We start from the raw sequence: 22103 nt of genomic DNA, 5'->3' as shown, positions 1-22103 counted from the left end.
CTATTGTTTCTCTTCCTTTTGAACTTTCCATTCAATTATATTTTTAATAACTAATGTCAGAATCGCAAAAATGGACATAAGTGATGCAACTGTATATGCCTGTGGAAATTGGTACTCATTATACAAATTTTCAATATGAAGTGGCATTGTAATTGTTTCTCCACGAATATGTCCAGATACAACTGATACAGCACCAAACTCTCCAACCGCTCTTGCATTACATAATATTACGCCATACAAAAGTCCCCATTTAATTTTCGGGAGTGTCACCTTCCAAAAAATATGCCATCCGTTCGCACCTAAAGTTAGTGCAGCCTCTTCTTCAGCACTCCCTGTTGCCTGCATAACCGCAATTAATTCTTTCGCTACAAAAGGCAATGTGACAAATATTGTTGCTAAAACAATTCCTGGGGTTGAAAAAATGATTTTCAAATTATGTTCCTTTAACCAACCACCAAAAACTCCATTATTCGGACTAAATAAAAGAACAAATAAAAATCCTGCAACAACCGGCGACACTGCAAAAGGTAATTCAATTAGAGTTACTAATATATTTTTCCCTTTAAAATTAAATTTCGTTGTAGCCCACGCAATCGAAACGCCAAAAATGGCATTAAGTGGTAACGTAATAATCGTTACTAAAAACGTCAATTTAATTGCTGCCAATGTTTCATCATTTACAATCGTTTCTTTATAAACTCCAAAACCATCTTGTAAAGCCTTTATAAAAATTGAAACTAAAGGAAGAAATAAAAATAGCGCTAAAAAAAGTATGACAATACTGATTAAAATAATCGGAATAGTATTGACGCTCAATTTTGCTCTTTTCTCAGTACTAGCATTCATTTCTATTTTTCTCTCAATCTTAAATTCTCTTTCCATTATTAACCCTTACCCCCTTGAACAAAAGCACGATTTGCGTATCTCTGGAAAATACTAATGATCAATAAGAGTAAGAAAGAAGTTACTAATAACACAATTGCAAGTGCAGTTGCACCCGAGTAATCATATTGCTCCAATTTTGTCATAATTAACAATGGAGTAATTTCAGTTTTCATTGGCATATTTCCCGAAATAAACACGACTGACCCATATTCCCCTAATGATCTTGCGAATGCTAAAGAAAATCCTGTCAATAATGCTGGTAAAATCCCTGGAAAAATTACCTTCCAAAAAATTTGAAAACGGCTTGCACCTAGACTTGCCGCTGCTTCCTCAACATCTTTTTGAAAATTTTCAAGAACAGGTTGAACCATTCTTACTACGAATGGTAAACCAATAAATGTAAGAGCTATAATAATCCCGAGTGGTGTATAAGCAATTTTGAAAGAGAAAAATTTTCCAACCCATCCATCAGGAGAATACAATGTTGTTAAAGTAATACCAGCAACTGCAGTCGGTAATGCAAAAGGTAAATCAATGAATGCATCTACAATTCGTTTTCCAGGAAAACGATAACGTACAAGCACCCAAGCTACTAATAAACCAAAAACAGCGTTAATAATCGCAGCAATAAAGGCAGTTCCAAAACTTACTTTATAAGACATTAGTACTCTATGTTCACTCACGATTTTTATAAATTTAGACCAACCTATATCAAAAGAATGTAAGAACAGCATCGATACCGGAAGAAAAATAAAAAAGCTTATATATAATATTGAAAATCCAAACGTTAATCCAAATCCAGGTAGGATTCTTTTTCGCTTCTTAAACAATTATGTCAATCCTCCTTAAAATAAAAATCAAATAAAGAAGACTTGGCTTAAGCTCTAGTAAAACGCCCAATAAAGTCCAATGTCCTCCTTATTTTTCAATTACGTGATTATTGATAAATTTGGTCAAATACTCCACCATCATCAAAATGCTTCGATTGAGCTTTCGCCCATCCTCCGAAATCTTTATCAATTGTTAGCAATGGTAGGCTAGGATATTGTTTACTATATTTAGCGAGAATCTCTTTATCTCTCGGACGATAATAATTTTCGGCAATGATTTTTTGACCTTCTTTACTATAAAGATAAGATAAGTAGCCCTTTGCCACTTCTTCAGTTTTCTTTTCCTTCACATTTTTATCTACAACCGCAACAGGTGGTTCAGCTAGAATACTAATCGAAGGGTAAACAATTTTATATTTCCCCTCACCTAATTCCTTCACTGAAAGTAATGCTTCATTTTCCCAAGCTATTAATACATCTCCAATTCCTTTTTCAACAAATGTAGTGGTTGAACCACGTGCCCCAGTATCTAAAACTGGAACGTTTTTATATAATTTCTTCATAAATGCCTTTACTTTTTTCTCATCACCATTATATTTTTTATCTGCATAGCCCCAAGCAGCTAAATAATTCCATCTTGCACCACCTGAAGTTTTTGGATTTGGAGTAATTACTTGAACTCCTTTTTTCGTTAAATCATCCCAATCCTTAATATTTTTCGGATTTCCTTTCCTTACTAAAAAAACAATTGTTGATGTATAAGGCGTTGAATTGTATTCAAATTCTTTTTGCCAATTAGGGGATAATAGTTGTGCCTTTTCATTGATCGAGTCAATATCATATCCAAGAGCTAGTGTTACTACATCAGCATCTAAACCGTCGATTACTGCCCTAGCTTGTTTTCCAGAACCACCATGTGACTGTTTAATTGTGACAGTTTGGTTATGTTCTTTTTCCCAATATTTACTAAAAGCTTTATTATAACTTTCATATAATTCGCGAGTTGGATCATAAGAAACATTTAACAATTCTACTTTTTTATTTGCTGCTTCAGTATTGGTTGCCTCAGATTTATCGTCTTTCAAGGTTGCATATAACACTCCTGAAACTGCTAATACAACAACTACCGAGCTAATAATCCATTTCTTTGCCCCCACAATGATTTGCCCCTCTCAATTTCAATTTTCCGATTTTTATTTGTACCCATCCCTACACTTCAACACATTAAAATCTCCCCTTTAAGGCACAAATATAAAGAAAACTCGTCGATTGCCTAGCCTTTTAAGCGAAGGCAGAGACGTAGTTGCACTTATACTTTATTCCTATAATCAGCAGCTATGGCGAGTACTCTTCATCGCTGCCAATTTATCCTTTTTAAAGTGCAAAAAGACCCTTAACTAATGAAAATAGTTAAGGGCCTTTGGTCTTCCAATCAGCCATATTGAATTTTTATATAAGCTTAATAATAAACACACTATTCCTATGTGTCAACTATGATTTTAGAATTTTTAAAATTATTTCTCTTATTATTCACTTTTTATACATGTCTCATTGTATACTCAATATATTTACTATTTACATTAAATTTTATGGAGGATTTCATGCTAATCGAGTCATATTTTAAACACATCCGTTTAAAACAAATCCAAACAATTTCATATTCCTCATTAAAACAAATTCATAAGCATCATTTACTTTCAATACCATTTGAAAATATCGATATTATTTCTCAAATTCCGCTCTCAATGAATCCTTCAAAAATTATGAAAAAAATAGCTACAGGTAAGCGAGGTGGGATTTGTTTTGAAACGAATTCGTTACTTTTTTCAGTCTTACAGGAATTAGGTTTTAATGTATCATTTATTTCAACCAAATTTTGGAATGAAGAAAAACAATGTTGGAATCCTGAATTCTCACATTTATCTATATTAGTAAAAATTAACGATCAAAATTATCTCGCAGACGTAGGAATTGGTGGCGGTTTTTTAGAACCCCTCTTGCTTCATGACCATTATGAATACTCAGATCCAAATGGATCCTATCGAATGATTGAACAAGACAATTCGAACTTCATACTTCAAAAGTTTAATGGAACTTGGAATGACTTATTATTCATTTCAATTATTCCTAAGCAGCTACAACAATTCGAAGAACAATTTCATTACTTCCAAACTAGTAAAGAAACAATTTTCACCCAATATAAAATCGTCAACTTATTAACGAAAGAAGGAAGAATTTCATTATCAGATCACCAATTAAAAGTAACCAAAAATCATAGAATTTGTGTAACTGAAATAAAAAATCAAGAAGAGTGGCAATCAATTTTTAATCATCTATTTAATCAAAAAGCAGAAATGAAAGGTTAAACAAATTGGCCATGCCATGACATTTTCCTCCTCAATCTTCTAATAAATTAGTTAATTTTGCACAAATTAACTGTATTCGAAGAGAAGGGAGCAAATAATTTGAAAAATCACGAAAAGCAAAACAGCATTATAAGAGAAAGAAAAGAAGACGAAATAAGTATTGTAAATCAGAACCAAAAAAATAACCAACCACTTCCGCAGCCAAAGGATATTGAAGAAATAGAATACTAAAAAAAAGACCTTCTAATTTTTTGGAATTAGAAGGTCCTTTTATCATTTCATTTTACTAATCATATGAATCACTTCTTCTACTATATAAGGCACTTCTTCAAATGCATTTCTCATATGTAACCTCTCAGTTAACTTATGTGCATCTTTTCCGAACGGTCCGATATTTAACACAGGAGCATTTAATTTTCCCATTAAGCTAAAAGGTAAAGTATAACTATCTCCCCATACTGGTGTGTTCAACTCGAATGCTGTCCATCCGCCAAGCGAATCACTGTAATTTACATAACTTAAGTCACTTATTCCATTAAAATAGTGAATACGTTTTACTGGTAAATTAAACTGATTACTAGCAAGCTCTGAAGAAAATTTTATACACTGCTCCACTAACTCATCTCCAGTAGAATTTATTGCTGGATAGTAAGGTGGTGCAAATAAAATGATCATAGCAGGCGCAAGCTCCTGACATTCAATCATTAAATTGTCTGCAATTCTAAAGGACTTCTCACGATCATCCCACTCATTGTGCGAATGAATTTCTTTTTTAAGGTTCAACACATAATCCTCGCCGAGCTTCCTGATAGCATATTGCTGCAAGTCTGTATATTGGATAACCTTTACTTTTCCAACCGGATTTACGTTATGTCTATTACAAATCTTTTCATATTCAAAATTACATTCTTCAGCAGCTTCTTGTGCTATTTTTTCGAATAAATTAAAGACTTCAGAAGCATTTCTTTTCATTAAAAACACATTGTATAGCGCACATGAACGAAATGGCGTTTGAGTCGAATACTCTAACCTCAAATCCTTCTGCTGTAATGTAACAGGTAGCGGAGTCTTCTCACCAAAATCAATCTCTTGAAACTCCTCATTCCACTCCATTTTTCTAGTTAAAAAGGATGCAATATATGGAGAGGTTATGCCACTTAATGGTTCTCCAGCATGTGTTTCTTTCCCATAAAATAATGCTGCTGGCATTATTTTACCAATTGTACCAGAGTAAATATAATACTTTGGATCTCCCGGTTCTTGTGAAAATACAGGCTCACCATTTAAAAATAATTTAAAATTCAAATCATATTCTTCCTGAAGATTTACAAGTGTTGAGACCGCATCACGCATTCCAGCTGAATTTACCTCTTCATCAGGAACGGTTAATAATAAAAGATTTATTGGCCATTCCTCAATACTAGCTTTCTCAATAATACTCATATGCATCGCAAGTCCCATTTTCATATCCATCGAACCACGACCAAATAAATATTCACCAGAATTCAAATCACTTTGAACATCTTTTGATAATTCATTTATCCGTTCTTGAAAAGCATTTGTTAAATCCTCTGTATTTGTAGACAAATGTTCAAGCTCACCATATTCTTCTGTATTTACTGTATCAAAATGACTTATAAGACAAATCGTATCCTTTATATCTGGCCGTTTATACAATGCAGTTAAAAATTTCCGACCTTTATCTGAATCATGCAACTTCAGTTGATGCGGTAAATCTTTAAAATATTGTAAAGCAGATAGCTTTTTAAATAAATTTACTGGAAATTGCCGTTCGCCATCTGTTAGCGTTATACTTTTCCAGCTAACTAGCTCTGTAAGTAATTTTTTCAAGTTTTCAGGTGAATTCCATAACATCTTATTCATATTTGTCCCCCATAATCATTCTGTAATTTAATTTTAAAGATCTCTAATTGTAATGGGTAATTCGATCAATAATTCACCTATTCTAGAAATGTGACTGAATACCTTTTTTAAATAGTAGAAACGGTAAAAAATAAAAAACCATCTATTTCTAGATGGAAAAAATTGAATTAATAGCATCCTAAATTAATATTTAAAATTGTCTTTAGTCAAAGTATCTAAAAATCTTGAATGTCAGACTACTTGCAGGCGCTTAGTAGACAGTCTGATGCTTAATACTGAGCACCATTTATATTCCACACAATAAAAGTACACACAAAAATTAATCCAAATACGAACATAAATATAAATCCAGATAATTTTGCTAACCCTTTTTCTTCTTTTATAATTGCTATTACACCAGTAATTAAACTTGCAAAAAGACAAATATAATAAATATAAAATGAGATAACTTTTATTGTATTTAAAGTTTCGACCGTAAACGCAAAAATTGCACTAATTAAACTACCTAAAACAAAAAAGTATGCTAACTTACCGATTTTTTGGCTAAACTTTATTACTCCATTTGTAATAATTCCAAAACAACTAATTAGCGAAAGCCAAAAAATCCCTTCTAAGATTCTTCTGCTAACAATTGGCAATGAGTTCGCAAAATGTCCTATAAATGAAATAAGTATAACAAACAATAATAAGAAGACATTTCTTCTATATTTTTTGAGCTCCTGCAAACCACTCAGCCTCCTAGGCTATAAGTTTATTAAACATCTTGCCCTAATGCATACTATTCAACAATAGAGGGAATTCCCCTTTATTTAACGGATAAAATAACAATTAAAAAAGAACAAAAGTTCCCGTTTTATGTCGAAAAAAATTTGAAATAATCTATATTGCAAACGTATGTTCTTTATTTTATAATTTAGATATGAATAGAATAGAATATGGTAATAGTTAAACAAGCGTTTTAGACTATTTAAGTCATATTTTTTTCAATTCACAATTTAATTTTTAAACAAGGAGTGTAGTGGACATGTCATTAGAATTAATCCCTTATTTAATCATGGATGGAAATGCTCAAGAAGCAATTAATTTTTATGAAAAAGCACTTGATGCTAAGGTATTATTTAGTCAAACTTATGGAGAAGTTGGAGACGACTCAGAAGGAAAAATACCGTCTGATGTTAAGAATTTAATCATGCACGCAACGATCCAAATCGGAGAATCAGTATTAATGGTTTCAGATACTTATCCTGGTTACCCATTCCAAAGTGGAAACCAAGTAACAATTTGTATTTCTACAAATGAAATTGAAATTTCAAAAAGATTTTTTGAAGGCCTTTCAGATGGCGGTGAAGTAGAATTACCTTTACAAGATACTGGATTTAGCCCATGTTATGGTAAAGTAGTTGACAAATTTGGCGTATTATTCCAAGTATTTACACACCCTGCCGGGCAGCAATAATCTATTAGTGAATAATTGCTTGTTTAATTTTACAAGTTCTAAACTTCCAGGTTTCTAAAAATTCTTAATTAGAAATTCATACATAATTTAGCTGCAAAAAACGACTCGGTCAAGGACTGAGTCGTTTTGATCAATTATATTCTTCTTTGGATATACCTTACAACATTCGTAACTAATTTTCTTGGCATGAATCGAACAGAATTTGCTAGTATTTTATTTGTCATTCCAGGAATCACAATTGTCTTTCCATCTTTAAATCCCCTATATGCTACTTTAGCAACATCTTTTACATTCCCTACTCCACTTTGGAATAAATTTGATTCATGCATATTAGCACGTTTTCCAAAATCCGTTTCTGTTGCACCAGGACATACAGCTGTTACTTTAATATTTGTTCCTTTCATTTCATTCGAAAGTGCTTCTGTAAAAGAAAGAACATAAGACTTTGATGCATAGTAAACTGCCATTAAAGGCCCTGGTTGAAATGCTGCTGTAGAAGCAATATTCATCACCCCACCTTTATTTCGTTCAATCATTCCTTTTAAAAACAGTTTTGTCAGATGTGTAACTGTACGTATATTTAAATCAATCATGTTTAACTCTTCGTCTAAATTTGTAGCTGCAAACTCCCCAAATAATCCAAATCCAGCATTATTCACTAAATAATCAACTTGAATATTTTCAGCATTTAATTCCTTTTCTAAAGAAACTATTTCATCTTCCTTAGATAAATCCTTTGAAAATAGCTGAATCTTTACATTCGACATTGATTCAATTTCATTTTTTACTTTTAACAAATTATCAATTGATCTAGCTACTAAAACTAAGTCGAATCCATCTTTTGCAAATAAAATAGCTAATTCTTTACCAATTCCTCCAGACGCTCCTGTAATTAATACGGTCTCATTTGATTTCATCTTTTTGTCTCCCTGCTCTTCACATTTATATTATTTATCATTTAATTTCAATTAAGATTATATGTTTAAACATTTAAACGTATGTTGAAACTTACTATACCTTATAAATGAAAAAAAGACAATAATATATTGTCTTTAGAAACTTGGAATATAGTCTACTAATCTTTTTTTATGTCTTCGTTCATTTTATCAAGCTTTGCCTCAAGTCTCTGCATTTGAACCCTATTATTCTTAGTAGATCGATAAATAAATACAACAAAAATAATAATAGCAACCGGTATTAAAAATACAATCAACTGAAAGATTAAATCTCCTATAGCTATATTTTCCATATTTTTACTCCTTAGTATTATCAATGTACATTAAATAAATTCTTCACTTCTAATTTAAGTATATACGAAATTGGTAAATTATGTAATACATTTTAAAAATTAGATCTTATCCCTAAAATAAAATAGAGAGTACTATTTGTACTCTCTAAAAGTGGTTGGAATTCAACTACATTCTGGACATAGTCCGTATATTTCAAATTTATGGCTTTGTACTGTATAACCAGGTAAATCAACAGATAAATTTTCCATAGGACATCGATAAATACTTTTTGTATTACCACAATCTAAACAAATAAAATGATGATGATGCTCTGAAGAAGAGCACTTTGATCGAAAACGCTTTTCACCATCTAGTTCCGTAACTTCCACTACATCTACTTCGATAAACGTAGATAAATTGCGATAAATTGTATCAAAGCTAAGGCCTTTGTATTTATCTATTAATGCTTGTTGAATATCTCTTGCAGTTACATATTTATTTTGCCTAAAAATATATTCTAGCATATCATATCGTTTAGGCGTATTTTTAAAGCCTCTTTCTTTTAATAATTTTGATGCATCTGCTAATTTCATTTAATCACTACCTTTGACTTGTTCTTAACTTCTTCAAACCTAAAGTAAAAATAAGAATAAGGATTTGCAGGATCACAATCGTACCACCAGGCGCTAGATTTAAATTATAAGAAAGCAAAATACCTGCAACTACTGAAAACTCTCCGAAAATAATTGAAAAGATGATTGTTTGCTTAAACCCCTTCGAAATTCGTATACTCGATGCTACTGGTAAAGTCATTAGAGAAGATACTAATAAAACACCTACAACTCTCATTGAAATGGATACTACTAAAGCAACTAATAAAATAAACAAGTAATGAATCCATTTTGCATTTATACCTGAAGCAACTGCATATTCTTCATCAAATGATAATAGGAACAATTCTTTATAAAGTACTATAATAGATATTACTACAAAAACAGCTATAATTATGACAGTAATTAAATCTTCTTGTGACACAGCACTAACACTACCGAACAAATAACTAAATAGATCTGTATTAAATCCATTAGCTAATGAAATTAAAATAACACCTAATCCCATTCCTCCTGAAAGAATGATTGGAATTGCTAACTCTTGATAATGTTTATAAACACTTCTTAATTTTTCAATTAAAAATGCTCCTGCAACTGAAAATGTCATCCCCATAAATAAAGGGCTAACAAAACCAGATGTAAAGAAATACTTTTCAAGTAAAAGACTTGCTGCAACTCCTGATAAAGTCACGTGACTCAACGCATCAGAAATAAGTGATAATCTCCTAAATACAACAAATACACCTAATAAAGGAGCCATAACTCCAATAATCATACCAGTGATTAATGTATTTCTCAGAAAATCATAATGAAAAAAATCCATCATATTCGCTCTCCCCCATTCTCGTGATTATGAGATAGTACATGCACAGAATGGCCATATAGAAGAGACAAATCCTTCTCAGTAGCATCTTTAAACTTATCTCTACTACCATGGAAGTGTAATCTTTTATTTAAACATGCAACATGTGATACTTTATCAGTAATAATGCCTATGTCATGAGAAACTAATAATAAAGTAATACCAAGCTTAGTATTTAAATCGCTAAGTAATTCATAAAAGCTTTCTACATTTTCAGCATCTACCCCAACGGTTGGTTCATCAAGTATTAATAGTTCGGGATTACTTACAAGTGCTCGCGCAATAAAGACACGCTGCTGTTGTCCACCTGATAGTTCGCCGATATTACGATTTGCAAATTCATACATACCAACTGATTTTAAGGCCTCAGCGACTTTTTGTTTATCCGAATTTTTAAAACCGTTAAACAATCCTAGTTTAGAAACAAGACCTAATGATACTACTTCAAAAACCGATGCTGGAAATCCAGAGTTAAAACTATTCGCTTTTTGAGATACATAACCAATCTTATCCCAGCTTTTCATTTTTCGAATATCTGTACCGAATATCTCTATTTTTCCTTCATCTGGTTGTTGGATACCTAATATACATTTTAGTAGAGTTGATTTGCCGCTACCATTTGGACCAACTAGACCTAAAAAGTCTCCCTTTTTTACTAGAAGATTAATGTCGGTTAATACCTTTTGACGTTCATAGCTATAAGACAAATCTTCAATTTTTATGATATCTTGACTCATTTATTAAAACACCTTCATCTATTTAGGAATAATTACGTTTTACTTCAAGTTCTTAGTATAAGAGAATAGTTCTTATTTGTAAACAAAGAAAACTCGGCAAAATTTATATACGTTTTTAATTTAATTTCATCTTTATCAATACTTTAAATCCTTTAATTTCCACGGAAAATCTTTAATGTATTTTTAATAAATAAGACTTATCACTTTGTGACGAAAAATACAATGTGTTACAATTAACATATAAATATAGATAAAGAGGTGGTTTTTTGAACGCAATTACACATCGTAAGCTTTCAAACTTTAAGATTATTAAACGGGGGTTTTTTATTACATTAGGGGCTGCTCTGATGGCAGCTTGCTTAAAAGCATTCTTTATTCCAACTGATATCATTGATGGTGGAATCGTAGGTATCTCTTTGATCCTCTCCCATATTACTTCGATTAATCTCGGTATTTTTCTATTCTTGTTAAACTTACCTTTTGTAATAGTAGGTTATAAACAAATAGGTAAAACATTCGCTATCTCAACTTTATTTGGTATCACTGTTCTCTCAGTATTTACCTCTCTTTTTAAGGACATTCCTCATTTAACTAATGACCCTTTACTAGCTGCATTATTTGGTGGATTAGGTTTAGGAATTGGCGTAGGCTTAGTAATTCGTAATGGTGGCTCACTTGATGGGACAGAAATTATAGGAATACTTTTAACAAAATCATCACCTTTTTCAATTGGTGAAGTTGTTATGGCATTTAATGTCTTTATTCTCGGAAGTGCAGGATTTGTATTTGGATGGGATAATGCTATGTATTCATTAATTGCCTATTATGTAGCATTTAAAACAATTGATTTAACAATTGAAGGGTTCCAAGATACTAAATCTGTTTGGATCATTAGTGATAATGATAAAGAAATCGGTGATGCATTAAATGCCCGATTAGGTCGAGGAGTTACATATTTTCATGGCGAAGGTGGCTTTATGGGTGAAGATAAAAAAATCATCTTTACAGTCATTTCAAGACTTGAAGAAGCAAAATTAAAATCAATTGTTGAAGACTATGATGAAAATGCCTTTGTAGCCATCGGAAATATAGCTGATGTTAAAGGTGGAAAGTTTAAGAAGAAAGCAATCCATTAATAGTAAACAATTAAGCTTGAATTCTATCATGAATTCAAGCTTTTCTATTTTAATAGTTTAATTGAGTTGTTAATTTAATTCCATTTTTAATCTCATCAATCAAATACCTCAACTCCTCAATACGATTTGATCCTTTTAACACTGTTTAAAGAACTCCACGGCTATTATGTAGTATTTGTCTTTTCAAAAACCTTTAGTTACTTCTGAATTTCCAAATGAAATCATAGAAATTTCAAAGTTTTATAACGCTCCTCCTACTGATTTACATATTATTTTTGAAAAATTAATTGAGATTAGTGTCCTATGCTCATTATTTATAATGACCTTTCATAAAATTTATTGATGAAGTATTTCACCTAAGAGGAGGTTCAGAATGAATATTATCCAGACTCTCATAAATAAAAAGGTTAATAGTATAACACCAAAGGATTTATTAAAATTAAGTCAACAATATCAAGTGTATATTACTCCAGATCAAGCCAATAAAGTGGCTGCAATATTAAACGGGAAAAATTATAATATATATGACACTGAACATAAAAAACAAATTCTTTCCCAAATTGCAAATGTTACCTCAAAGGCCACTGCACAACAAATTGATATTATTTTTCAAAAGCTAACTTAAGCTTGGTTAAAATGTTCATTAAAAAGCTTTAATTTATTACTCTCCTCATTTCACTAATCATATAATGCTCATACAACGAATCACCTAATTATTCCAAAACGAAATGAGAGGGATTAATATGGATTTGCATGAGCTACATTATGAAATAATTTATTTAGACAAAGAAACAGATGATGAAGTGAAATTCAAACACATGTTTCATATGGATGATTTAAGCCATAACTTAGCTCTTAATATCGCTAGTAGTTTAATCGAACGTGACAAGGCACATGTGGTCTATATTAAATTAATGCACTTAGACGAACATGATCACGAATTAGTTAGTAATGTTGTCACTGTGAAAAGAATTAAAGACGGAAAGATAATTGCTTCATATTTAGATAGTAAGTTAAAAAAAATTGTAGAAATAGTATTATAAAGAAGATCAAATGGGGCGAACTCATATGTCGGATTAACTGACATATGGGTGCCCTTTTTTTATTGCTGGGGGAGTATCTCTGCAGGGATTTTTATTTGTAGCTGATAAACCGCTCTATTTTAAATATAATTAACAGTTTTTTATTCAATTTAGGAAGAATAAGAGCATATTTGCTAGTTTATCACTAATAAGAAAATAAAAACCAGCCCTTTATTTAAATTGGACTGGTTTCTTTAAATTATGCTTTCAATAATTCTTGAATTAAATTTTCATTGAATTCTTGATTGCGTAACATTTCTATTTCTAATTTATACGGCGGAACCTTGTTGTTTTTATCTTCCCCAACATATGGAGTTTCTAAAATTTTAGGAATGTCCATTAGTTGTGGATGATGAACAATATAGTTTAATGCTTTAAATCCAATCGATCCAAAGCCAATGTTCTCATGTCTGTCTTTTCGACTTCCCATTGGATTCTTACTATCGTTAATATGAAGTACTTTTATTTTATCAATCCCGATTAAGTGATCGAATTGCTGTAAGACACCATCAAAGTCATTAACGATGTCATATCCAGCGTCATTAATATGACATGTATCAAAACAAACTGATAATTTATCGTTGTAATGTACACCTTCCATAATTCTCGCTATTTCTTCGAATGATTTACCACATTCTGATCCTTTTCCAGCCATTGTTTCAAGCGCAATCTGTACTGGAGTTTCAGCTGTTAATACTTCATTTAAACCTTGAATAATTCTAGCGATACCAGCATCTTCACCAGCGCCTACGTGAGCACCAGGGTGTAATACGATTTGTTTTGCTCCTAATGCTGCTGTACGGTCTATTTCTTTTTGTAAAAATTCAACACCTAATTCATAGGTAGCTGGATTTGTAGTATTTCCAATATTGATAATATATGGTGCATGGACTACGATATCAGCAATTCCATTTTCAGCCATATGTTTTAAACCCGCTTCAATATTTAAATCTTCAATTGCTTTACGGCGTGTATTTTGAGGTGCACCTGTATACACCATAAATGTATTAGCACCATAACTTGCAGCTTCTTCACTAGAGGCTAAAAACATCTTCTTACCGCTCATTGAAACATGAGATCCTATTCGTAACATTCTTTCAGCTCCTACCTTAATTAATCATACTTACCATTTTAACACGAAAATCAAACATGGTTAAATTGTTCGCCTGTTTATAAAGAAAACTTGCCGATTGGCAAGTCTTAGGCGAAGACAGAGGTTTAGTTGCACTTATACTTTATTCCTAAAATTGGCTACCACGTCGAATTAACTTCCTCGTTGCCAATTTATACTTTCTTAAAGTGTAAAAGAAAAAGAAAGGAATATTCTTCCTTTCTTTTTTCAAACTATCTACTCGTTTTTCTTTTCACATTATTTTTAAATGATTCTCTTTGTGCATTCAATTTACGTTTATAGCCAGGTTTAACTTTAGATGGCTTTTTAATTGCTTTATTAGCAACTGCATCTAAATTACGATCTGTTTTTTTACGAAGCTTACGTTTTGCGCGTGGACCTAAATCAACCCACTCACCTTTTTTAAGTTCACGATGCTCAAATGTAATACCACGGTCTTGAAGCTTGTCTAATGCTTGATCATCTTCTTGGTCATAGATAGTAATCGCAGTTCCAGAGAAGTTTGCACGCCCTGTACGTCCTACACGGTGGACATAAAAGTCTAAATCTGCTGGTAATTCAATATTTATTACATGACTTACCCCTTCAATATCGATGCCTCGGGAAGCTAGGTCAGTAGCAACAATATATTGGAACTCTAAATCTTGAATTTGCTTCATCATTTTTTTACGTTCACGAGGAGTTAAATCTCCGTGAATTTGACCAACTTTTAAGCCATATGATGATAATTGAGTCGCAACTTCTTCAGCCTTTTTCTTCGTATTTGTAAAGACAATTGCTAAATATGGCTGAAAACTTAATAAAATATCTTTAGCCATTTTAACTTTGTCCTTATGTCTGCTTGGAACAATGATATGTTCAATTTTCTGAGCTGAAAGTTGTTGCGGATTAATATGAATATGTTCAGGATTGTCCATATACTTTTTCAAAAACGGTTTAAGCTTCTCAGGAATTGTCGCCGAAAAAACAAGCATTTGTAGTTTCTTTGGCATTTTTGATGCAACTTGGTCCACATCATGGATAAATCCCATATCTAACATTAAATCTGCTTCATCTACTACTAAATATTTCGTAGTATGAACTAATAATACATTATCATTTACTAAATCTTTAATACGTCCAGTAGTTCCGATTACGATATGTGGCTGTTTTTTTAGTTTTTCAACAGTACGTTTGTAGTCAGTTCCTCCAACGAAGTTTTTTGCAGTTAACTGCTCATCTTCTGGACAACATTCAATGATTGCTTGAACATCATTATAAATTTGAGTTGCTAATTCACGAGTTGGAGCAGTTATTACTAATTGTACTTGATCTAAAGATGGATCTAATGTATTAATCGTCGGAATTAGATATGCATGAGTCTTTCCTGACCCTGTTTGCGATTGACCGATTACACTACGTCCAGTTTTAACTTGAGGAATGATCTTTTGTTGAATTTCTGTTGGTTCTGAAAAGTGTTTCTTCTCTATCGCTTCCAAAATAAATGGTTTTAATTGAAAATTTTTAAATGAAATTGCCATATAACTCACCTTCTTAATTTAAACTTTCTATGTAATGAGGAATCTAACTCCTCGTACAAAATAGCTACAATTATCTATTATACAATAGATTTGCCCAATAAGGCTAATTCTAATTTTTCTTTCTTCTTTTTTAGCATTTTAATTTTTATTCTGTCCTATACTAACCATTTCAAATTATGTGCATAGCCTAAGTAATAAAGAGCATTTTTGAAAGGAGGTATTAGATTGGGATTACTTGATAAGTTTAAGAAAAAAAATAAACAGCCTTTTCCTATGAGCGGTCCAAATTATTATAATAGTTATCAACAGCCTTATCAAAATTCACAAAATCCATACGGTGCAAGACCAAATTTTGATCAACGATATCCATATCCCCAATCGCCACAGCAACCTTATCAGCAATTTCAACAACAGTTTTATCCACCTATCCAACAAATAGTTGGGCAACAAGGTCATTATCAGCAACCAATTTCATATCAGCCGCAGTTAAACGCACATCAACAATATATAAGCCAAAATAAAATTTTACAACCTGTTCCTTTTCAAAATCAGCCAGTAATGCAGGCACAAGGCGGTAGTAATTATCAGCAACAAGAACCACAAAATCAATACCCAATGACTGGGCAAAAACCCGAAAAAGAAGATGATGGCAGTCCAGGTTTTTTCTCACGTTTAATGGGTGGAGACACTTCTATTACAGGTGTCATCGGTGGTATGCAAAAAGCTGTTCAAGCTGCTCAACAAGTTACGCCAATGATTCAACAATACGCTCCTGCTATTAAAAATTTCCCTTCAATTTACAAAATATTTAAAGCAGTAAATACCGATGATCCGGTCGACACAAAAAAAAGTAAAAAAAATGAAGCGAATGCAATAATAGATGTAGAGCAAATAAAAGAAACAAAACCAAAAAGAAGAAAAAAAGCTCCAGTTAAGTCAGAAGTAGAAGTAGAACCATCTCATAATATTGAAGAACCTGCATCAAATGTAAATCCAAAACCAAAATTGTTTATGTAAATTTTCTTTTTCTTTGTATAGTAGTATCTCCCTCCTTTATAATAAAAAATGACAACAATATTATAAAGGAGGGGCTACTCCATGAAAGTTATTAAAGTTACCCCACGAGGCTATTGCTATGGAGTTGTAGATGCAATGGTCATTGCTAGAAATGCAGCTAAAGATCCATCATTACCAAGACCAATCTACATACTTGGTATGATTGTTCATAATAAACATGTTACAGACGCATTTGAAGAAGAAGGAATCATTACTTTAGATGGTCCAAGCAGATTAGATATTTTAGATAAGATTGAAAAGGGTACTGTTATTTTCACCGCCCATGGAGTTTCTCCAGAAGTAAAATCAAAAGCAATCAAAAAAGGACTTACGACGATTGATGCAACATGTCCAGATGTAACTAAAACACATGATTTAATTAAAGAACGAATGGCTGAAGGCTATCACTTTATTTATATTGGTAAAAAAGGACATCCGGAACCAGAAGGCGCAGTTGGAATCGCTCCTTCGATTGTTCACTTAATTCAAAATAAATCTGATATTGATGCTTTAGATATTCCTACTGATAAAATTATCATTACAAATCAAACAACTATGAGCCAATGGGACGTAGTAGAATTAATTCAATACTCAATTAAAAAATATCCGACTGCTCATGTCCATAAAGAAATTTGTATGGCAACTCAAGTACGTCAAGAAGCGATTGCTGAACAAGCAGGACAAGCAGATTTAACAATAGTCGTAGGTGACCCGATGAGTAATAACTCAAATAGACTTGCACAAGTTTCACATGAAATTGCAGGAACAAAGGCATTTCGTATTTCAGATATTACTGAACTTCAATTAAAATGGTTAGAGGGCGTTGAGACTGTAGCAGTTACTTCTGGAGCTTCTACTCCAACACCGATAACACGTGAGGTTGTCGCATTTTTGGAGAAATACGATCCAAACGATGAAAGCACTTGGGATACAAAATCAATAGTAGAATTAAATAAAATATTACCTAAAGTTAGAATAAAAGACTAAACAAAAAGGACTTCTGGATTTTTAACCCTGAAGTCCTTTTTTTAGTGAAAATACGATTAAATAAATGTAAATGGATCAGTGTGGATGGTTGAAGCGATAATTTCACAAGCCATGTTTTTTTCTTTTAATTTATTATCTAAAAGACGTTTAACACCTAATTTCATTACTTTTTCAATATTGTGTCCTGCATCAACTATATTTAAATTAAGCATTTTAAAGTCCTGTGCCACATGATAATAAATATCACCACTTAAATAAACATCTGCACCATTTCTTTTTGCATGATAGGCAAACTTATTTCCGTCTCCACCTACAATGGCAACCTTTTTTACTCGTTCGCTTAAGTTCCCAACCACTCTTACACCTTGTAAATCTAATTTTTCTTTCACATAATAAGCAAATTCTTCTAACGAAATTTCTTCTTTAAGGCTTCCTATTCTTCCAATCCCGAATGTTTTGCCTTCATTTTCTAGTGTGTAAGTATCATATGCCACTTCTTCATACGGATGAGCTTTTTGCATCACTTTAAGAACTTGTTTTAATTTTAATTGGGGAACAACTGTTTCGAGCTTTACCTCATCAACTTTTTCTAATTGACCCTGTTGCCCAATAAATGGTGTTGTCCCTTCTAAAGGCATAAATGTCCCTGTCCCATTCGAACTAAAGGTACAATGGCTGTATTGGCCAATATGACCTGCTCCAGCATCACAAATTGCGTTTAATACAATTTCTGCATGTGTTTTCGGTACAAATACAACTAACTTAATTAATTTTTCTACATATGTAGGAACGAGAACTTTCGTATTTTCTAATTGTAAAGCTTCAGCTAAAAAATCACTCACACCGATCTCTGCAATATCAACATTTGTATGTGCTGCAAAAACGGCTATATCATGTTTGATACAAAGTTCCACAATTTTACCCGGTTCACTGTCTGTCTCTATCTTTTTTAAAGGACGATAAATAATAGGATGGTGAGCAATAATTAGGTTCGCTCCTATTGAAATTGCCTCTTCTACGACATCCTTTGTGACATCTAATGCAATTAATACCTTTGTCACTTGTTTTGATAATGTACCAATTTGAAGACCATTTGGATCACCTTCCTCAGCTAAATGCTTAGGGAATAGTTCTTCAAATTGCTGTACTACCTGAAAACCATTTATCGATTTCATGAAAGCACCTCTTTTATCCACTCAAGTTTCTGTTCGACTTCTTTAATTTTCTGAACTGATTCCTCTGTTTGTTTTGCTGATTCAAGTTGAGTTAGGATTCTTTCAAAATTATTTCTTTCATGTTCCCATTTCTTCTTAAATGCATCATTTTTGTTTTTTAATAAGAATGGGCCTATAAATAACTCCATATCTTTCATTTCACCGTATGCACTATTAGGATTTGATTTAGAAGCTACTAGAATTTCATAGATTTTTCCATCCTCTTCTAATATATCTTCTTCCACAAGAGAATATCCTTCTTGATCAAGCCAATTTCTGATTTGTTGTGCACCAATATTTGGTTGTAAAACTAACGTTTCAACACCTTGAAGTTTTTCTTTACCATTTTCTAATATGCTAGAAATTAAAGAACCACCCATTCCAGCTATTGTTATGACATCTACTTCGTTTGGTACTAAAACTTCCAGCCCGTCTCCCATTCTCGCTTCAACAATTCCTTCTAGCCCACTTTGACGAATCGTAGAACGTGCTGAATTATATGGACCTTCAGTAATTTCCCCTACAATTGCTGCGGTACATCTTTTATTTAAAACTGCATAACAAGGTAAATAAGCATGATCTGATCCAATATCAGCTAATTTCGTGCCCTCTGGTATGTAATCAAATACTCTTTTTAAACGCTTTGATAAATTAACTTCATTCATAAAAAAATCACCATTTCATTTTATTTTCATAACTTTATTTTACACTATAGTAGTCAATAAACCAAAATGACCTCTTCTTAACGAAGAGGTCATTTTATATGCTTGCTTATTTTTTCTCAGATAACCATTTAGCAACAGCATCCAATTGTGGTCCTTGTAGTAAACCAGCTGGCATTCCGCCTTCTTTACCGTTTTTAAGAATGTCTTTGATTTGATCTTCTGAGTATCTTGAACCTACTTTAGTTAAGTTTGGTCCTACAACCCCTTGTAATTGATCACCATGACAGCTAACACATGTTTGAGCATATATTTCATCTGGCTTAGTTGATGCTGTTTGCGCCGGTTTTTTGTCACCGTTTGCAATTTCATCAGCCTGTTTTGCTCCTTTTAATGAAATAATTAGCATGACTGCGATTCCTAGTGCTGCAATTAGAGCAAAAGGAATTAATGGATTTCGTTTCATTATGATCCCCCTTATGTAACCCCTTAAAAAAATAAAATTAATTACTATAACATTATTATTGTATACGATTAAAAACAATAAAAAAAGTATTATATTGGATAAATTTAAAAATTGTTAAACGATTTCAAAATTATATAAACCTTCCTACTATAAAGAATTAAATTCGATCTAGCATATTTGCAAATTATATTTGTATAAACTCACCTCTTGATAAATGAAATAAGTAAGTTTTTTTAAGAAACCATTTAAAACCAGCGTCACCCATTAAACTCTTAAATCGAATTTAATCATCTCCACCAAAAAACTAAAGCAAATGATTCAACTAAATTTTATAATGAAATTCTAATAAATAATTGCTATTACGATATAGGTAATATGTCTTCAAACCATTTATTTTATATTTAGTAGTATTGAACTAATTATAAAAATTATTAAAAAAGTAGGGAAAATGAGTATTTGCAAATTTAAAGACAATTCTGTAAAATAAAGTAAATAGATAACCAATTGTTTAAAAAGATGGAATTACTACTAGCGTCTCCATAATTTATAATAACCATTTTTGCTTAAATTATCCTATGATTCATCTTTAGAATAAATAGTTAAAAGATCAATTTTAATATTGTTCTAAGAGAATCGGATTTCCATCTCGTTCATTGGTCATCCAGTTCGTATTACTTAGTATGTAGCATAGCACTACAATTATATATTTAGTACGGACATTCGATATATTTTGACAAAATTTTTATTGTGACATATTTACTAATTAAAACGTTTTCATTTTTGATATTTTGGATAAAAAATAAAAAAGTTTACCCAATAAAGGATAAACTCTTTTTAAACATTCTATTCTAAGAAATCTTTTAGACGTTTGCTGCGGCTTGGATGACGTAATTTACGTAGAGCTTTCGCTTCAATTTGACGAATACGCTCACGTGTAACTCCAAATACTTTACCAACTTCTTCTAAAGTACGAGTACGTCCGTCATCTAAACCAAATCGTAAACGTAAAACATTTTCTTCACGATCTGTTAATGTATCAAGAACATCTTCTAATTGCTCTTTAAGCATTTCATAAGCTGCATGCTCAGCTGGCGAAGTTGCTTCAGAATCTTCAATGAAATCACCTAAATGTGAATCATCTTCTTCACCAATTGGTGTTTCTAATGAAACTGGCTCTTGAGCAATTTTAAGGATTTCTCTAACTTTTTCTGGTGGTAAATCCATTTCTTCACCAATTTCTTCAGGAGATGGCTCGCGACCTAGATCTTGAAGTAATTGACGTTGAACACGAATTAATTTATTAATTGTTTCCACCATATGAACTGGAATACGGATTGTTCTTGCTTGGTCAGCAATTGCACGAGTAATCGCTTGACGAATCCACCAAGTCGCATATGTACTAAATTTATAACCTTTACGATAATCAAACTTTTCAACGGCTTTGATTAATCCCATATTACCTTCTTGAATAAGGTCTAGGAACAGCATACCGCGTCCTACATAACGTTTTGCAATACTTACTACTAATCGTAAGTTCGCTTCCGCTAGGCGTCGTTTCGCTTCCTCATCGCCTTCTTCAATACGTTTCGCTAAATTGATTTCATCTTGTCCAGAAAGTAAATCAACTCGACCAATTTCTTTTAGGTACATACGTACTGGATCATTAATTTTTACTCCAGGAGGAACACTTAAATCATTTAAGTCAAATTCTTCTTCCTTCTCTAATTGAGTTCCTCTAGGTTCATCATCAGCGTCACCAACAATATCAATACCTTGTTCACCTAGTTGCTCATAAAATTCTTCAAGTTGATCTGAATCAATTTCAAATCCGTTTAAACGATCTGCAATTTCTTCATATGTAATTACACCACGTTTTTTACCATTTTCAATTAATAATGCTTTTACTTGATCAAGTGTTACTTCTGTTTCCGTATCTTTAGAACGAGCCGATTTATCAGCCATCTGTTCCCCTCCTTCGAAAAGTTCGC

Annotated in this window: 24 protein-coding genes; 8 read left to right on the top strand and 16 right to left on the bottom strand. The window is 32.1% G+C overall.

Annotation, left to right across the window (positions count from 1 at the left end):
• From cysW to ACFWM3_RS10155, 3 genes are all read right to left on the bottom strand, one after another.
• Complete coding sequence (gene cysW / locus ACFWM3_RS10165; RefSeq protein ID WP_390311272.1) at window positions 1-882, bottom strand: sulfate ABC transporter permease subunit CysW; 882 nt, start codon at window positions 880-882, stop codon at window positions 1-3.
• 2 nt (window positions 883-884) lie between these two features.
• The gene (cysT, locus tag ACFWM3_RS10160) at window positions 885-1715 is read right to left on the bottom strand and encodes a sulfate ABC transporter permease subunit CysT (protein WP_056474994.1); all 831 of its coding nucleotides are present in this window, start codon (window positions 1713-1715) and stop codon (window positions 885-887) included.
• 107 nt (window positions 1716-1822) lie between these two features.
• Window positions 1823-2875 carry a sulfate ABC transporter substrate-binding protein gene (locus ACFWM3_RS10155; protein WP_056474991.1) on the bottom strand — a complete coding sequence of 351 codons (1053 nt, stop codon included), beginning with the start codon at window positions 2873-2875 and terminating at the stop codon, window positions 1823-1825.
• 441 nt (window positions 2876-3316) lie between these two features.
• Here ACFWM3_RS10155 and ACFWM3_RS10150 point away from each other — a divergent pair, with 441 nt between their 5' ends.
• The gene (locus ACFWM3_RS10150; RefSeq protein WP_056474989.1) at window positions 3317-4081 is read left to right on the top strand and encodes an arylamine N-acetyltransferase family protein; all 765 of its coding nucleotides are present in this window, start codon (window positions 3317-3319) and stop codon (window positions 4079-4081) included.
• Window positions 4082-4180: 99 nt separating this feature from the next.
• On the top strand, window positions 4181-4312 hold the full coding sequence (locus ACFWM3_RS10145; RefSeq protein ID WP_286131754.1) for a hypothetical protein: 132 nt from the start codon (window positions 4181-4183) through the stop codon (window positions 4310-4312).
• A 42-nt stretch (window positions 4313-4354) separates the two neighbouring features.
• Here the strand turns inward: ACFWM3_RS10145 and ACFWM3_RS10140 are convergent, their stop codons facing one another.
• Together ACFWM3_RS10140 and ACFWM3_RS10135 are read right to left on the bottom strand one after the other, a co-directional pair.
• A complete protein-coding gene (locus ACFWM3_RS10140; protein ID WP_390311271.1) occupies window positions 4355-5965 on the bottom strand; it encodes a M20/M25/M40 family metallo-hydrolase in 1611 nt (536 codons plus the stop codon).
• A 269-nt stretch (window positions 5966-6234) separates the two neighbouring features.
• Window positions 6235-6690: a hypothetical protein gene (locus ACFWM3_RS10135; protein ID WP_390311270.1), complete on the bottom strand. Its 456-nt coding sequence runs from the start codon at window positions 6688-6690 to the stop codon at window positions 6235-6237.
• Window positions 6691-6989: 299 nt separating this feature from the next.
• Here ACFWM3_RS10135 and ACFWM3_RS10130 point away from each other — a divergent pair, with 299 nt between their 5' ends.
• Window positions 6990-7421, top strand: coding sequence for a VOC family protein (locus ACFWM3_RS10130; RefSeq protein WP_390311269.1), 432 nt, complete (start codon window positions 6990-6992; stop codon window positions 7419-7421).
• A gap of 134 nt (window positions 7422-7555) precedes the next feature.
• On the opposite strand, the gene ACFWM3_RS10125 is transcribed toward ACFWM3_RS10130, so the two are convergent.
• The 5 genes from ACFWM3_RS10125 to ACFWM3_RS10105 all read right to left on the bottom strand — a co-directional run bounded on the left by ACFWM3_RS10125 (window position 7556) and on the right by ACFWM3_RS10105 (window position 10860).
• Window positions 7556-8338: an SDR family NAD(P)-dependent oxidoreductase gene (locus ACFWM3_RS10125; protein WP_056474976.1), complete on the bottom strand. Its 783-nt coding sequence runs from the start codon at window positions 8336-8338 to the stop codon at window positions 7556-7558.
• Window positions 8339-8496: 158 nt separating this feature from the next.
• Entirely contained in the window at window positions 8497-8670 is a 174-nt protein-coding gene (locus ACFWM3_RS10120; RefSeq protein WP_390311268.1) for a DUF4083 family protein, read from the bottom strand.
• A 162-nt stretch (window positions 8671-8832) separates the two neighbouring features.
• Window positions 8833-9243: a Fur family transcriptional regulator gene (locus tag ACFWM3_RS10115; protein WP_056474972.1), complete on the bottom strand. Its 411-nt coding sequence runs from the start codon at window positions 9241-9243 to the stop codon at window positions 8833-8835.
• A 7-nt stretch (window positions 9244-9250) separates the two neighbouring features.
• Window positions 9251-10087 (bottom strand): metal ABC transporter permease, encoded by an 837-nt coding sequence (locus ACFWM3_RS10110; RefSeq protein ID WP_056474971.1) that lies wholly within the window; start codon window positions 10085-10087, stop codon window positions 9251-9253.
• Entirely contained in the window at window positions 10084-10860 is a 777-nt protein-coding gene (locus ACFWM3_RS10105) for a metal ABC transporter ATP-binding protein (protein WP_056474968.1), read from the bottom strand. The genes ACFWM3_RS10110 and ACFWM3_RS10105 overlap by 4 nt, the downstream gene beginning before the upstream one ends.
• A gap of 266 nt (window positions 10861-11126) precedes the next feature.
• Here ACFWM3_RS10105 and ACFWM3_RS10100 point away from each other — a divergent pair, with 266 nt between their 5' ends.
• The 3 genes from ACFWM3_RS10100 (at window position 11127) to ACFWM3_RS10090 (ending at window position 13039) form a co-directional block, all read left to right on the top strand.
• Complete coding sequence (locus tag ACFWM3_RS10100) at window positions 11127-11996, top strand: YitT family protein (RefSeq protein ID WP_056474967.1); 870 nt, start codon at window positions 11127-11129, stop codon at window positions 11994-11996.
• 373 nt (window positions 11997-12369) lie between these two features.
• The gene (locus tag ACFWM3_RS10095) at window positions 12370-12621 is read left to right on the top strand and encodes a DUF2624 family protein (RefSeq protein ID WP_056474964.1); all 252 of its coding nucleotides are present in this window, start codon (window positions 12370-12372) and stop codon (window positions 12619-12621) included.
• 124 nt (window positions 12622-12745) lie between these two features.
• On the top strand, window positions 12746-13039 hold the full coding sequence (locus ACFWM3_RS10090) for a hypothetical protein (protein WP_390311267.1): 294 nt from the start codon (window positions 12746-12748) through the stop codon (window positions 13037-13039).
• Between the two features lie 238 nt (window positions 13040-13277).
• Here ACFWM3_RS10090 and ACFWM3_RS10085 read toward each other — a convergent pair whose 3' ends face one another.
• Together ACFWM3_RS10085 and ACFWM3_RS10080 are read right to left on the bottom strand one after the other, a co-directional pair.
• Window positions 13278-14171, bottom strand: a complete 894-nt coding sequence (locus tag ACFWM3_RS10085) for a deoxyribonuclease IV (RefSeq protein ID WP_390311266.1) — start codon at window positions 14169-14171, stop codon at window positions 13278-13280.
• Window positions 14172-14422: 251 nt separating this feature from the next.
• Window positions 14423-15730, bottom strand: coding sequence for a DEAD/DEAH box helicase (locus tag ACFWM3_RS10080; RefSeq protein ID WP_056474957.1), 1308 nt, complete (start codon window positions 15728-15730; stop codon window positions 14423-14425).
• Window positions 15731-15955: 225 nt separating this feature from the next.
• On the opposite strand from ACFWM3_RS10080, the gene vrrA reads away from it, so the two are divergent.
• Both vrrA and ACFWM3_RS10070 read left to right on the top strand, forming a co-directional pair.
• A complete protein-coding gene (gene vrrA / locus ACFWM3_RS10075; RefSeq protein ID WP_390311265.1) occupies window positions 15956-16747 on the top strand; it encodes a VrrA/YqfQ family protein in 792 nt (263 codons plus the stop codon).
• 81 nt (window positions 16748-16828) lie between these two features.
• A complete protein-coding gene (locus tag ACFWM3_RS10070; RefSeq protein ID WP_390311264.1) occupies window positions 16829-17773 on the top strand; it encodes a 4-hydroxy-3-methylbut-2-enyl diphosphate reductase in 945 nt (314 codons plus the stop codon).
• A 56-nt stretch (window positions 17774-17829) separates the two neighbouring features.
• Here ACFWM3_RS10070 and ACFWM3_RS10065 read toward each other — a convergent pair whose 3' ends face one another.
• The 4 genes from ACFWM3_RS10065 to rpoD all read right to left on the bottom strand — a co-directional run bounded on the left by ACFWM3_RS10065 (window position 17830) and on the right by rpoD (window position 22077).
• Window positions 17830-18948, bottom strand: coding sequence for a Nif3-like dinuclear metal center hexameric protein (locus tag ACFWM3_RS10065; RefSeq protein WP_390311263.1), 1119 nt, complete (start codon window positions 18946-18948; stop codon window positions 17830-17832).
• Window positions 18945-19652, bottom strand: a complete 708-nt coding sequence (locus tag ACFWM3_RS10060; protein ID WP_390311262.1) for a tRNA (adenine(22)-N(1))-methyltransferase — start codon at window positions 19650-19652, stop codon at window positions 18945-18947. Before ACFWM3_RS10060 ends, ACFWM3_RS10065 begins: the two co-directional genes overlap by 4 nt.
• A 106-nt stretch (window positions 19653-19758) precedes the next feature.
• Entirely contained in the window at window positions 19759-20115 is a 357-nt protein-coding gene (cccA, locus tag ACFWM3_RS10055) for a cytochrome c550 (RefSeq protein ID WP_056474948.1), read from the bottom strand.
• 843 nt (window positions 20116-20958) lie between these two features.
• Window positions 20959-22077: an RNA polymerase sigma factor RpoD gene (gene rpoD, locus ACFWM3_RS10050; protein WP_069034168.1), complete on the bottom strand. Its 1119-nt coding sequence runs from the start codon at window positions 22075-22077 to the stop codon at window positions 20959-20961.
• Window positions 22078-22103: the final 26 nt, after the last annotated feature.

Origin of the sequence: Gottfriedia sp. NPDC058432 (assembly GCF_042721555.1) — a bacterium.
GTDB lineage: Bacteria > Bacillota > Bacilli > Bacillales > Bacillaceae_G > Gottfriedia.
Note: the sequence above shows the minus strand (reverse complement) of the source record. Positions and strands in the feature narration are given on the sequence as shown.